The organism is Flavobacterium sp. FG19 (assembly GCF_057809475.1).
Genome location: NZ_JBMDKA010000030.1, coordinates 61284 through 75980, shown reverse-complemented (window position 1 = coordinate 75980; position 14697 = coordinate 61284). Strand labels below are relative to the sequence as shown.

11 protein-coding genes and 1 tRNA gene are annotated in these 14697 nt (G+C 34.1%); 7 read left to right on the top strand and 5 right to left on the bottom strand.

Annotation, left to right across the window (positions count from 1 at the left end; genetic code table 11):
• Positions 1-1840, bottom strand: a 1840-nt coding sequence (locus ACODST_RS23400; protein WP_488934511.1) for a DUF6443 domain-containing protein, incomplete at its 3' end; no start/stop codon positions are given.
• Between the two features lie 68 nt (positions 1841-1908).
• Positions 1909-5523, bottom strand: coding sequence for an RHS repeat domain-containing protein (locus tag ACODST_RS23395; RefSeq protein ID WP_488934510.1), 3615 nt, complete (start codon positions 5521-5523; stop codon positions 1909-1911).
• Positions 5524-6162: 639 nt separating this feature from the next.
• Between ACODST_RS23395 and ACODST_RS23390 the strand changes: the two genes are divergently transcribed.
• The 5 genes from ACODST_RS23390 (at position 6163) to ACODST_RS23370 (ending at position 9386) form a co-directional block, all read left to right on the top strand.
• On the top strand, positions 6163-6708 hold the full coding sequence (locus tag ACODST_RS23390) for a DUF4494 domain-containing protein (RefSeq protein ID WP_488934509.1): 546 nt from the start codon (positions 6163-6165) through the stop codon (positions 6706-6708).
• 127 nt (positions 6709-6835) lie between these two features.
• Entirely contained in the window at positions 6836-8347 is a 1512-nt protein-coding gene (locus ACODST_RS23385; RefSeq protein ID WP_488934508.1) for a glycosyltransferase family 39 protein, read from the top strand.
• Positions 8348-8872, top strand: a complete 525-nt coding sequence (locus tag ACODST_RS23380; protein WP_488934507.1) for a DUF4269 domain-containing protein — start codon at positions 8348-8350, stop codon at positions 8870-8872.
• A gap of 127 nt (positions 8873-8999) precedes the next feature.
• Positions 9000-9072 (top strand) — tRNA-Met (locus tag ACODST_RS23375).
• A gap of 59 nt (positions 9073-9131) precedes the next feature.
• Positions 9132-9386 carry a GIY-YIG nuclease family protein gene (locus tag ACODST_RS23370; RefSeq protein WP_488934506.1) on the top strand — a complete coding sequence of 85 codons (255 nt, stop codon included), beginning with the start codon at positions 9132-9134 and terminating at the stop codon, positions 9384-9386.
• Positions 9387-9577: 191 nt separating this feature from the next.
• Here ACODST_RS23370 and ACODST_RS23365 read toward each other — a convergent pair whose 3' ends face one another.
• On the bottom strand, positions 9578-10462 hold the full coding sequence (locus tag ACODST_RS23365) for a hypothetical protein (protein WP_488934505.1): 885 nt from the start codon (positions 10460-10462) through the stop codon (positions 9578-9580).
• A gap of 369 nt (positions 10463-10831) precedes the next feature.
• Between ACODST_RS23365 and ACODST_RS23360 the strand changes: the two genes are divergently transcribed.
• A complete protein-coding gene (locus ACODST_RS23360; protein ID WP_488934504.1) occupies positions 10832-11086 on the top strand; it encodes a GIY-YIG nuclease family protein in 255 nt (84 codons plus the stop codon).
• 404 nt (positions 11087-11490) lie between these two features.
• On the opposite strand, the gene ACODST_RS23355 is transcribed toward ACODST_RS23360, so the two are convergent.
• Positions 11491-11925: a hypothetical protein gene (locus tag ACODST_RS23355; protein ID WP_488934503.1), complete on the bottom strand. Its 435-nt coding sequence runs from the start codon at positions 11923-11925 to the stop codon at positions 11491-11493.
• 581 nt (positions 11926-12506) lie between these two features.
• Positions 12507-13598 carry a serine hydrolase domain-containing protein gene (locus ACODST_RS23350; protein WP_488934502.1) on the bottom strand — a complete coding sequence of 364 codons (1092 nt, stop codon included), beginning with the start codon at positions 13596-13598 and terminating at the stop codon, positions 12507-12509.
• A 458-nt stretch (positions 13599-14056) separates the two neighbouring features.
• Between ACODST_RS23350 and ACODST_RS23345 the strand changes: the two genes are divergently transcribed.
• Positions 14057-14464 (top strand): XRE family transcriptional regulator, encoded by a 408-nt coding sequence (locus ACODST_RS23345; RefSeq protein WP_488934501.1) that lies wholly within the window; start codon positions 14057-14059, stop codon positions 14462-14464.
• The last annotated feature ends 233 nt before the right edge of the window (positions 14465-14697 follow it).

Sequence of the window (14697 nt, the reverse complement as noted above, 5' to 3'; positions counted from 1 at the left end):
TAGAAATAAGCTGTCCCAGTTCATCATAGGTATTCTCGGCCATCAGTTCCACAGTTCCTCCGTTAATCTGGTGGGTATGGGTCAGTAAACGGTCCTGGTCAGTATAGGTAAAAGTATCTACAGTCTGAAGCTCCGGATCGCTCATCTGCCTTCTGTGATAAGTATTGGTTCGAAGCACCGTACCCCTGAAATCATACAGATTGTCTGTGGTAGTATACCCTCCTAAATGGTTCTGCACCCTGCTGCGTATCGGCCTTGCTTTGGCATCATAAAAGGTATAAGACAATTCATTTTTGTATAAGGTGCTGCTTTCTGGTACCCGTGTCCAGGATCCTGTTGGCAGTCCTTTTGGTTTTCTGGAAGTATCGTAATATACCGTCTGTGTCTGTACGGCAGCCGGAATAGCGGGCGCATCAGGGAAATTATAATCGTCAAAATAATTTACTGTCAGTACATGATAATCCGTTGTTGGCCATGCGGCATTGTTATATCTGAAACTTACCCCGTTTACCGTTGTATTGACCGCATCGGCTATTTTGGTTTCGTTATTAGAAGTTAAAAGTGACACCGCATCCTGCAGTGTTTTTCTGGCTGCGGAAGTTATTCCTGAAGCAGGTTTCCAGCCTGTTAGGACTGCACGGTTAAAAGCATCGTATTTCGTTATCAGCCATCCGGCAGAGGTCAGATCTGAAAAAGGAGAATTGGCAGGACCTGAGGCAACAACTCTGTCGAGTTTATCATATACGATAAACTCCCATTGTTTTCCCGGCAGCTTTTTCTCCACCAGACGGTTGCGGTAGTCGTATTTGTACTGATAGCACAACTGCTCCAGAGCAGTCTGGTTCGCATTATCGATTACAGCCGAAAAAGTACTTCCTGCTTTTGCATGAAAGCCCGGCAGCAGCCTGATGGAGCTGGAAGCCGTTAAATGCAGGGCTGCCCCTGAAGCAGTAACAGCTGTCGAGGTTACATCGGCCTGAGGGCTGGTGTTTCCAATAAGGTCCACCGCCTTAGGCGGGATTACATAAGTCAGGTTGCCGTAAATATCATAAACATAATAAGTATCGTGTTTTTCGTTAACAGTGCCGTTCTCTACAGTGCCGTAAGTTCTTTTAAGCACCACGCGTCCTTCTTTATCTTTAAACTCAACAACAGACCCGTTTTTTTCAATTGGGGCAGCGGCTGTGTTTTCATCATAAGTAACGGTTTTATAAAGTTCGCCTGCAGCGTAACTGCCCGATTTTAGCAAAGCAATTTCATACAGGCCTAAAGCGGTACTCCAGGTGGTTTGGGCTTTATAGAGGTTTACCTCGCCGGCTGCATTGGTCTGATACTCCATTTTGATCTCATGTCCCGATCCGGAATACCAGTCATTTCCGGGTGCGGCCTGTTTCAGGACACGGTTCAGGGGAGAGGCTTCAAATTCTTTTCGGCTGAAAGGATATGTTGTAGCTTCCAGGGCCGGATTGCCGTTTACAGCAGCATTCGGACTTCCGTAATAGGACATTACTTTGGTTTTGGCAGCGGCATCAAAAGCCATGGTAGTGGTCTCGGCCTTAAAAGGCAGGTATTCTTCTGCCTGACGTCCAAAACTGTCATATTCGATATGGGTAATGATATCTTTTCCGGATTTAGACTGCTGGTAGTCTATTTTCTGAACGGGTCTTCCCAGTCCGTCAAAATAAGTCACGGTCTGGGCAGCCTGAGAAATTGTAGGTGCTGTTATTTTAACACTAACAGGAATTTTATAGGTAACGGTTTTGATATAGTTTTCGGTCTGGGTCTGGCTTATTGCCATAAAAGGCAGTAAAACTAAAAATAGATAAATTATTTTTCTCATAATAAATTTATGCGCTTATCTTTTATTATTCTTGAATTCTTCGTTTAAACATTTAATAATTGATTCTATTAAGGACATTGGATATCGGTGACGTTTATTGCTTTTATCACCTCTTGCCCCGTAACTAAATCTTTAACCTTACAAACAACTCTGAAATAAGGACAACAGTACTGATCTATGACATAAGCCACAGCACTAGCAGTTGAGGTATTAATACTATAATTTTGCACCTGTTTTTCCCAAGTATATTCATACTGCCCGGAACCATTTACTATATTATTACTGTTTATTCGAAGCACAACCTGTTCTCCTAAATTAAAAATTCTTCCTTTTTGTTCCTGAAAAATATCTGGCACTTCCATCCCTTTAAACAATTCAACTTTTACAGGATAAGAAACGGCGAAGTCCTGTGTGTTAATATCTTTTACTTCACAAGTAACGACAAAACCTGGTTCGTGAGCCACAGTTGATGTAATATTTAAAAATCCTGTGGCTGTAGTAAACACTTGATTTAAATTTTTATTACTTACTGTCCATTTAAATGAATAATTTCCTGATCCTGAAGCCGGAACTGCAGTAAATGTCAGCATATCTCCAACAATAGCTTTGCTTTGAGAACTGCTGATCTTAATTTCCAGCGGAGGTAATATGTCCTTATAGTTGTATTCAGTATTGGAAAGTATATTATTATCCTTATCCCTTGTAGTCTTTAAACGATTGAAATCATCATATTCATAACTGACTTTGTATCCTTTAGGATCTGTAACTGAAATTACTCCCACCAAAGGCTTATACGTATATGTAGTAATCATCACATTAGGAAGTAATGATCGTAAATTTTCAATCTGTGCAATATCATTTTCGGTATATCCTTCCAAAGTATTGTGACCCGATAAATTTGCCAAAACAGCCGAACGTACTGCATTTTCAATCTTTGCTATAGGATACTGTTTATTATATCCCCATAGATAAATAACATGTGTGCCGTTTTCTTTTGACACTTCCTCTACATTGCCATAACTGTCATAATTATTATAAACAATTCTGTTCTCTAAATTATCAGTTCCTTTCGAGCTCTGCTCTGCGCTGGGCAGAACTAGATTTTGAGGCCATACATTATATTGCGTTTTCAACAGCAAAAGTCTCTCTTCCTGGTTTGGATTTCTTTCTATATAGGAAGCACTTTCAATAGGAATATCAATCACATTTCTGTCTATTAGAGCCAGTTCAGCCTGCGATGCAGCATTAATATCGATATCCAGCGGATGTTTTGTAACAACCGACTGCAGTTTTCCTGAACTGTTTTTACTTTTCTTTCTTATTAATTGATTGTAATTATTATAAAAATAATTAGTCTTTACTGATATAGAATCATTATTGAAAAAATCTACGGTTTCCTCGCTTGATAAATTCTTTTTAAATGTATTTACAGCATAAACCGTATATTCATCTTTGGTATATATTCTATCATTTGCAATATCGTCGAAATTTCCATATGCAGAATAATAATAACCATTAACGCGATTATAAATTACATCTGCTGGAACTGGATCAAAATTTTCATTTAAAAAGGTCAATTTATTGACTATTTTTTTTCTAAATTCTGTAAATAAAACTCCACCCAAACCAGAGCCATCATCGTACAGATTATTTTTTTTCTGAACTAAAACATGATCATTGGCCTTTTTCCTGTAAATTTTTGTCTGTAATAGGTTCCCCCAATCAGCTTCTCCTTGATTAAACGCAACCATTTTCAAAGTATTACCTGACTGATGATGTTGCTGTGAATATACATTCTGAGTGACTGAGTATTTGTACTCCGTATATCCTGAAGTAACTCCAAGACTATCCCTTTCTACAATTACATTTTCATAACCAATAGCATTAGTTTGGCTAAAATCAACACCTTGCACCGTTGGATTAGATTTAATAACCACATCAAGATAAACATATGGAGCTGGGGCATTTTGAAGAAAAAAATCATATCCATGCCACTTTAAAGTCGCAACTAAATTTTCTACACTTTCTGGTATTTCAGGAAAAAAGTTATCGTTAAATAATAATCCTGAAGATTTTTTAGAAGCATAACTCTTTGTGTATTTATATTTTAACCTTGTAATGGGTAAGGAAACGGCATCACTGTAATTCCTGACCTCTTTTATCCTTAACCCCCCGACGCATGCATTACTGTTTTCATCCTTGCTAAATGTTGAAGGAAGATAACTGCTGTCAAAATCGATCATATTATTTTCAAAATCATATTCGGTGCTCCCGCCGGTCGGATACCTGATCTCTTTCAAAATAGCGAATGTAGAAAGATATGGATTAACATCCCTGTTGGCTCCATCATAATTACCTCCTGTAAAAACACCTGCGGAAACAAGTCTTTCGTTGTTTTCCGCTCCATTGTACAAGCCCCAATAATCCTTTCCGTAACTCATTCTGGAAGAAGGAATATTATTCTCATTATAAGAAAAATAGTGGACCAGGGCCTTACCGTTCTGGGTGTTTGGTTTTTCCTCAACAGAAGTCAACAACATCCATTTTTCCTCTGGTTTAGCCGCCGTACCCGATGAATTGGAAATGTACTTATATTTAAAATCAAACTGTTTTATCAGAAGGTCATTCTTATTAAATATTTTCAGATTATTTAAACTGTAGCCTACAGGATTTAAAGTTATATTATTAAGGCCTTTAACAGATAAATCTTCTCTCACGTTTGAATTTTTGTTAAATAAAACATACCCATTTTTAAAATTAATTTTAGAAATTACTTTTAAGTTATGTTTTACAAACTGCTTCCAAGGTGAAGAACTCGGAGTTTCTTGGTAAGAAGTTCCTGATCCTGAATTAGACACATTACTAAACGTTCTCGTTTCAGGAACAACAACAGGATTATCATAATTTTCATCATTGTATTCAAAAGTTATCGACTCTTTTTGATTTGCCGACATCATCACTGAAGGCTTCCAGGATGTGGTGATTTCCCTGCTGGCATTTTGGTTAAATATTTCCAATCCCTTTTCATGGACATCAAAAATAAAAATGGTCCCATCAGTTGCTATTATTTTAAAACTGAGGGATTCACTGCTAAAACCATTCTGTATTTTAATTATCTTAACATTGGATTTGGGAAAAGTTATAAATTGATTCGACGATCGATCATACATGAATCTGCCGCTTTCACCAGGCAGGCTGTAATAGAAAACGTCTGGGCCTAAATCGGTAGTATATGGATTGTTGTATGCAAATGCTCTAAACATTTTTGCTGGATAAGAATCAAAATTAGTTTGATAATAATCTAAAAATGTTTCACCCGCACCCCATGCGTAATTCCAATTGTTGAAAAATCCCTGTGCATGTTCGTCTTCAATACCATTAATACTTCGGGTAATGGAAGGAATAGTTTGTAAAGACCAGCCCAAACCAACATCAGATGCGAGGGCGTCTACCTTGTTTCCACCTGCATGATAGCTTAATACCAGAGGCAGGTTTAACTCAGTTGTTTCAATATTGTACAACGGAATACTTATTTGAGGAATACCGGTAAATGTACCAGTAGGCATTGATGCGTATTTACTTATTTCAGCCTGATTGGGGTTTAAAGGTGTAATTGTGGGCTGCTCCTGACTATAGCTTATTGTTAAAACAAATAAGAAAAAAAAAGATAGAGTTTTCTTCATAGTAGTAATGAATGTTTTTGGATAAAAAACAATTAGGTTTAGTTATTTTTTAAGTAGAAATTAGTGCGTTGGAAAAAATATGTTATTATTTTCCTTCTATGCTTTGAGTGCACTAATAATGAGTGTTCTTAATCTCTTGTGAAGAATTTTGACCTTCTAAGCTGGTCGGAAAGAGTGAATCGAAAGTGGGGGTTAATTGCATAATAATGGCTGATAATTAAAAATCCTGTTTATAATTTTAACATTCTGTTATAAGATAAACAAAGATTATTTTTTAATTTTTATTTTCCTACAAAAATCATTTTAAGTTTTTCATTTTTATTAACACTTTGATTTTTTTTCTAATGTTATTTAATTCTCTTATTTCTTGGCGGTATACACACTTTTATATAATCTCAATAAATTGTTGTTTCCCATTTTAAAGAAACTATTCAGAGTACCAACTCATTTTTGTTTAACAGTTAATAAAAAGTTAGATATTTTTGGAGTTATATTTAAAATTAAAGGAATTATTTCATAACCATAAAGCAGTCAGTTGTTTATTGAATTTGGTTTTAAATTGTGAATATTTATTTCAAAAATTACGGGTATAATTTAACCGCAAAATCTATCTTTGACATCCTTTAAAAAATTAGAAAAATGAGTGCAATTTGGTACGAATGCAAAGTAAAGTATAGAAAAACTGATGAAACCGGAGGCCAAAAAGTTTTAACAGAACCTTATTTGGTAGACGCAATATCTTATACAGAAGCCGAAAAAAGAATTAATGAAGAGATGGCAGCCTATATTAGTGAAGAATTTAAAATCACCAATATAAAAGTCGCTAATTATGCCGAGATTCATCCTTTTGAAAATGCCGACCGCTGGTTTAAATCCAAAGTTTCTTTAATTGCTTATGATGAAGAAAGCGGAAAAGAGAGAAAATCGAATATGTACATGCTTGTTCAGGCAAACGATGTAAGAGAAGCTTTTGATAATACCCTGCATGTTATGAAAAACACTATGGGCGAATATTCAATTCCGGCTATTTCTGAATCGCCTATCATGGACGTTTTCCCTTATTTCAGCGGTGACGAGGAAGAAACCGAAAGACTGGAAAAATTTAATGCCCTGAAAGCTTCAAAACCGGTAAAAGCCGATGAAGAAATTATAGACCATATGGAATTTGAAACCATCGAAGAATAAAAACAAATTAAGGCTCTGGATTTTTCCGGAGCTTTTTTATTTTACGCCAATAATCAAAATAAACCCTATATTCGTTACAGCTTTATAAAGCCGATACCAAACTGTTTATCTGTAAAACCAAAAACTCATGACCAAAAAAACACTGATCCTGATTGGGTTTATCCTCCTGAAATTTATACTGCAGTACGTTCTTATAAGTCCCGAATATGATTTACAGCGTGATGAATACCTGCATCTCGATCAGGCGCATCACCCTGCCTGGGGTTATCTGTCGGTTCCTCCGGTTACTTCCTGGTTTTCTTCTATTATTTTACTACTGGGCAATACGGTTTTCTGGGTGAAGTTCTTTCCTGCCCTTTTTGGCGCTCTCACACTTTTAATCGTCTGGAAAACCATCGAACTTTTAAAGGGAAATCTGTATGCACTGATTTTGGGAGCACTCTGTGTATTGTTTTCGGCATTACTAAGAATCAATATGTTATATCAGCCCAATTCTTTTGATGTTTTGAGCTGGACCGCTTTTTATTACGTACTTATTCAGTACGTTTTAAGCCAAAAACCAAAATGGCTTTTTATCGCTTCCGTTATCTTTGCCTTTGGTTTTTTAAACAAATACAATATTCTTTTCCTTTTAATCGGCCTCACTCCCGCTTTATTGCTTTCTGAACAAAGAAAAATATTCGCTGAGAAAAGACTATACTTTGCCCTCTTGTCAGGATTACTATTGATTTTCCCCAACCTCTTGTGGCAGTATAACAATCAGTTCCCGATTGTTCATCATATGAAAGAACTGGCAGAAACACAGCTCGTAAATGTAAATCGTGCTGATTTCCTAAAAGAACAGATTTTGTTTTTCATAGGCGCTTTTTTGGTTATTCTTTCTTCTTTTTACGCCTTGTTGTTTTACAAACCTTTTGAAAAATTCAGGTTCTTTTTTACTTCTATCGTTTTTACGCTGATTGTCTTCTTATATTTCAAAGCCAAAGCGTATTATGCTATTGGCCTTTATCCAATTTACATTGCTTTTGGCGCTGTTTTTCTGTCTGATGTTTTACAGAGAGGATGGAAACGATATTTAAAACTTGTATTTATAGCCCTTCCGTTACTCTTTTTTATCCCAATGTATTATATGGCTTTCCCTAATAAAAGTCCGGAACAACTGGTAGCCGAAAAGCTTGAAACCCATCGCTGGGAAGACGGAAAAGAACACGATCTATCGCAGGATTTTGCCGACATGCTGGGCTGGAGTGAACTGGCACGTAAAACCGATTCGGTTTATGCCTTGTTTCCTAAATCTGAAAATACTTTAGTGCTCTGCGATAATTACGGACAAGCCGGAGCCATTAATTATTATACTAAAAAAGGCATTAAAGCCGTTTCTTTCAATGCCGATTATGTAAACTGGTTCAACCTGAATGTGTATTATAAAAACCTCATCCGGGTAAAAGAATATGACAAAAACGATACCGAACTGAAAGAAACCAGTCCGTTTTTTGAATCGGCTTTTATTGCCGGACAAATCAACAATAAATACGCACGGGAATACGGCACCACAATTTTTGTGTTTACCAATGCCAAAATCAACATCAACAAAAGACTGCAGCAGGAAATTGATGAAACTAAAAACTATAAGGAGTAAATGACTGATTTTACCAATCTGAACTATTTAAAAAACGGGAACCCAAAACAAGTCCGGGCTTATGAAACTTTAGTTCAAAACAAGATCTTTGAACTTCTGTCTGAATTTGATCCTGTTCTGGCGGGTACCATTCCCATCAATATTGATATCGAAAACAGCGATCTGGATGTCATCTGTTATTGGAAAGACAAAACAGCTTTCATTAACCAACTAAAAGCCTTTTTTGGAAACCAAAATGAATTTAAAATTGAAGAAGTTTCTATTGATGAACAGGAATCTGTAATTGCCGGTTTTAAAACAGCCGGTTTCGAAATAGAAATTTTCGGGCAGAACATCCCCACACAGCAGCAGAACGCTTATCGGCATATGATCATCGAACACCGGATTCTGGAATCAAAAGGAGAAAAGTTTCGTCTCGAAATCATCAGACTGAAACAAAATGGTTATAAAACCGAACCCGCTTTTGGACATTTATTAGGTTTAAAAAACAATCCGTATAAAGAATTATTGGAGTACAAAATTTGACCTGACAAACAAAACAAAACACAAAACACTCAACCACAACAAATTAAAACAAAATAAGGCTCAGAAAAATATTTCAGTATTTTTTTGGCATAACCGTATTTAGTGCTTATCTTTGCACCCGAAACATCGCGGGATAGAGCAGTAGGCAGCTCGTCGGGCTCATAACCCGAAGGTCACAGGTTCGAGTCCTGTTCCCGCTACTAAGTAAAACACCACTTGAAAAAGCTGGTGTTTTTTTTATTTTATAATATTTTGTAGTATGGAAGAATTTGTTGTTTACGTCCTCTACTCTGAAAAGTTCCAAAAAACTTATACCGGTTTTACCTCTAACCTAATTGAAAGATTTAAATCTCATAATTTTCTCGAAACAAAAGGATATACTCCAAAATACAGACCTTGGACAGTAATCTATGTTGAGTTTTTTAATTCAAAATCTGAAGCTATGAAAAGAGAAAAATATCTAAAAACTGGAACAGGAAGAGAATTCATTAAAAGACTTATTTCTAAAATTTAGCTCGTCGGGCTCTTATCCGCCGCGGCGGACACAGGTTCGAGTCCTGTTCCCGCTACAACGATAAAAGCTTCAGAGAAATCTGGAGCTTTTTTTGTATCATAAATTTTGGGGCGAAGTCAGATCCGTCCGCACAGCATTAGTTTTAATTAGAAGACATCGCTCTTTTCGTTTTCTATCAAAAAATTAAGAAGTTAAACTAAATGAAGACCCCTCGGAAAATAAGTAAATTCTCTAGTCGTTTTTTGGTATACTTCATTTCTGTAATTTTCTATTCTCTCTATCCAGTTTCCCTGTTCATCATATTTATATTCATATGTCCTATCAGTTGTTTTAGTAAGATTATCATGTGCATCATATTCATATAAATGATGTGTACCCATATATCCATTTGGAAGAGAAATTTTGTCTTCAATCAATAAATCTTTGTCATTATAGAAATAATAATGATTTTCGAATGAATCATCATCAAAAAAAGTTAGGAGTTGAACAAGTTTATCAGTCTCATTAAAAAACAACATCTTTTTACTCGAAATAATGTTATCTCTATACAATATCCTCTCTATCAAAAAATCACTTTTATTACCATATTTTTCTACAACACCAATCTCATCTCTGATGCGTTGTGTTTTAGTGAAATATCCTTTTTTTCCATAACCCGAGTAATCGTAAACAAATTCTAAATCGCTATTTCTATCTTTTTCTAGAATTTTTCTATTTCCATCAATATTATAATGAACTTCAAAACTTTTATTTGAATGAATTATTGAACCATTTTTTAATATATCAATTTTCAGTTCCTCTTCGGTCTTTACACCATCTTTAATTTTTATATATTTATTAGCCAAACCCGTTTCTTCATCATATTCAAACAATTCAATTGTATTAGTCGAAAAATATTCCTGAGAAAATATTTTTTCTTCTTTAAAATTCTTAAATTTTATTTCATAGATGTCTAGGCCTCTCACTTCCCTTATAATTTCCTTTTCCCTATTAAACTCAAAAGAAAAATTATCTCCAGTTTCTTTTAACTCGAATAATTGTGTTTCTATGTTAAATTCATAAGTACTTTGTTTCATGAATTTGATAGAACTTTTCAAATTTTTCAATTTATATTCAAGATATACCATGTCAAACCAATTAGACATGTTGCAATTTTTTTCAAGATAGTCATACATAGTATTTATTGGGGCGTAATTTAGATTTTTTATAATTTAAGATTTTTTTTACTTCTGTTGCTTTCCGAAATTAAAACCCTTTCGTAAACTTCTGTTCAGATCTTTATTGCCTTTTCTTTAAACGAATTTAAGAATATTTACCATCATTCATGCAAATAAAGTTTTATTAAAATCATTTACAAATCGGTTAGATATTTGAATGCTTCCCGCTACGAGTAAAACACCACTTGAAAAAGCTGGTGTTTTTTTTATTTTATAATATTTTGTAGTATGGAAGAATTTGTTGTTTACGTCCTCTACTCTAAAAAGTTCCAAAAAACTTATACCGGTTTTACCTCTAACCTAATTGAAAGATTTAAATCTCATAATTTTCTCGAAACAAAAGGATATACTCCAAAATACAGACCTTGGACAGTAATCTATGTTGAGTTTTTTAATTCAAAATCTGAAGCTATGAAAAGAGAAAAATATCTAAAAACTGGAACAGGAAGAGAATTCATTAAAAAACTTATTTCTAAAATTTAGCTCGTCGGGCTCTTATCCGCCGTGGCAGACACAGGTTCGAGTCCTGTGCTCGCTACTAAAAAAACTAAAGCCTGATTGATCTAGATTTATCAGGCTTTTTTGTGGTTCGAAAAATCTTGTTTAATTTCAAAAAAATACAAATCATCAGTGTTTCCAAGGAAAATTGGTTCGAATCCCGCAAGGCTATTTAGTGTGAGATTGTGCATAACGTTCTGGTACTACAGCGGATTTGAGACTAAATTAAACCCCATTCTTCGGATTTGCCAAATCGTTCAAATACAAAACCAACTTTCCATTAAGCCTAAATCCTAAATTTCGCCAAACGGCTGTTAAGAGATGTAACCATTATGGGCAATATTTTTTAAGTTTTATAAATTTCTTCTGAATTATTTTAACATTATAAGTTAATCAGCTATTCCACATTTAAAAGTGTCCATTTCTATATTTAACTTTTTAAACATCATTAGAAAATCATCTATTTTAGTATTATAATCTGTTTTTCCGTATTTAAGATAAATTGTTGTTTTTAAGTCACTTTTAATTATAAACTTCTTTTCATATGGTTTGCATTTTCGGGCATAAAATTTCATATAAATAGTATTATTAACAATGTCTTGAGGGTTCAAATAAAAAATGTCAATTCCATCAAAATCAGAACAACATTTCACTTGAATTCTTTTATTTCCAGAATATACTTCAGTAAATGTTCCAATTAAGGTGTCTTTTGTTTTTTTTTCTATAGTTAATAAATCTACTCTAAAGTCTTTTTTAAAGTTTTCAGTTTGCCCAAACATTGATAAGCTAAAAATTGCAAATAATGTGTAAATAATCTTTTTCATCTTTAATACATATATGAGCGCAATTTAAATACTATAAAACGTTATGTCAACCTAATTCTTGTTTAAACTCTAATTAGTTATATTTTCTGAGAATAAAAATAAGAACTAAATAAACATACTTGGATTCCATTAACTCAATATTATAAATGACTAAGATCAAATTTAAACATGGAAATTAATATAAAATAATATTTATTCTTTTTAAGTCATCCGCAAAATGGTTCGAAAATTCTCCCGTTAGGGCTACTAAGTAAAGCTTCAGATTTCTCTGAAGCTTTTTTGTTTTATGTTAGATTTACTTAAGCCTGATTCAGATTGCGGATGCGAAGTCAGAGACATTCGCACAGCTTTTCATAATACACTTTTCGGAAAGCGAGACTTTTTGGATGAACTATTAAATACTTTATCTGACTAAAATACTATTTTTAAGGAGATGGCTGTTTGCTTCGTCTTTATTTTTTACAAATAAAGACAAACTTCGAAAATTGCAGACTCTCCGCTATCGCTAGTGAGTCTTCTTAAAATCATGCATTACTCCAAAAGTGGTGAATACAAAATAGAGGTCATCTAAATCCTTATTTCTATTTGCCTGGAATAACATATGACTGATTGTGAAGAATTGAAAATACAGCATTATTAATTGGATTCAGGTCAGTGTCAAAGTTGTTACAAAGCAGGATTATAAGGGTATTTTCATTAACAATGTGTGTCATCATGGAACGAAACCCATTAATTGCCCCCTGATGAAAAATAAAGTGCATTTCTTTGTTTAGGTCGGGAACAAAAAATTTGGTTACTCCAACTCCATAACCATAGTTGGACAAAACCGGTGTAAACATTAATTCCCGGCTTTTTTTGGTGAGTAATTTGTCTGAATATAAGGCTTTATCCCATAAGAGCAAATCAGCTGTTGTAGAGTAAACAGCACCCGCCGAAAAAATAGTCGATAACATATCTATATATTCTGCATTCAGATAAAAACCGGAATTGAAATTATATCCCTCTGCTTTTTCTTTAATAATGGCCAAATCATTTTCGACACCCGTGTTTTTCATTTTGGCAACATCTAAAATGTTTTTTTGTAACACTTTTTCATAACTGCTTTTAGTAATTTCTTCGATAATGGCTCCCAGAATATAGTAGCCAGTGTTTGAGTATTTATATTCGGTTCCGGGCGGCGATAAAAGACTGTCACTGCAAAATTTCTCAATAAACTCTCTATGTGTATAGAAATGTTTACTGATGTTAGAAAAGAAATCCTCACGTTCTGTATATTCGGGCAGTCCTGATGTATGCGATAGTAACTGATGTATTGTAATGCGGTCTCCGGTTTCTTTGTTGAAATAAGGTAAATACTGGCTGACAGGTGCATTTAAATTAAGCTTTCCTGATTCTGCGAGCTGCAGAATTAACACTGCCGTAAATTGTTTAGTCAATGAAGCAATACGAAACTTTGTATGTCCTGAATTTGGAATATCAAATTCTCTGTCAGCCACTCCGTAACTTTTTTCAAAAATAACTTCATTGTTTTTAGCAATAAGCACATTGCCGCTAAACTGGCTGAAATCAGCATAAGATTGAATCAGTGTGTCAATCTTGTTATTTTGTTCCTGTGCAAAAACATAAAAACCTGTCTGGTTCAGAAATAAAAACAGGCATACCATTTTTTTCATAAGCTTTTTATAGTATTGAATCAATATTGTCTTCAGCATAACCTGCAGCTTGTTTACGGCCGCTCTAAAAACAGTGATTACATAATTAAAGGACCGGATTATTGCTATTAAATAGTGGCTTGCATCAAATATATAAACAATAATTTTATTACAAATTATTTTTTCATGATGATTTACCAAAGAAGTTCAACATGTGTAATTACCTGATTTTATAACCATTAACTACTCTTTCAATACATTACATTAGAACTTGGAAAATCCCGCAAAATCATCACTCCGTTTTACATTAGACAATAAAAACTAAATACACTTCAATTCATTATAAAAAGAAAAAAAACAAAATTTGAGCATAATATCTGACAAAAAAACTATTGTATGAGATGTTTTTTTATCTTTGAAATTCAGACTTTTTAGTCGGGATAGCTTTATCTTTGAACCTTCAGAAAATAATATTCATTATGGAACAGAAAATTCATCAGGGAAGAAACGTAAAACGTTTTAGAGAAATGCTTAACATCAAGCAGGAAGCACTGGCTTATGATCTGGGTGAAGACTGGAGCCAGAAAAAAATTTCCCTGCTGGAGCAGAAAGAGGTAATTGAAGATACAATACTTAAACAAATCTCTTCAATATTGAAAATTCCTGTTGAAGCTTTTCAGAATTTTGATGAAGAACAGGCGGTAAATATTATTTCTAATACCTTTTCAGATTTTAAAGATGGCGCTTCAGCAATTAATTTACATCCAGTATTTAATCCTATTCAAGAGGTTTTAAAACTGCATGACGAAAAAATTGCCTTATATGAGCGCATGCTGAAAGAGAAAGAGGAAATGATGGCAAGGCTTGAAAAATTAATCAGTAAATAACTCATTTATAAAAATATATTAACTCGTTGGGTGAAATTAAAAAAATAAACTTTAACAAATAGAAACATAGATTTTTGTGCCGAAAAAAGAGATCAAAAAGAAACAAGTTTCCACACATAGCCAAACTATGTGCATTTAAATTAGTGAAACGCCTTTTTTAGACTTTCAATATACTATGTTTCTATGTGTTTAAAATAATTACATCCAACGGGTTATATTTATTCAAATGTTCT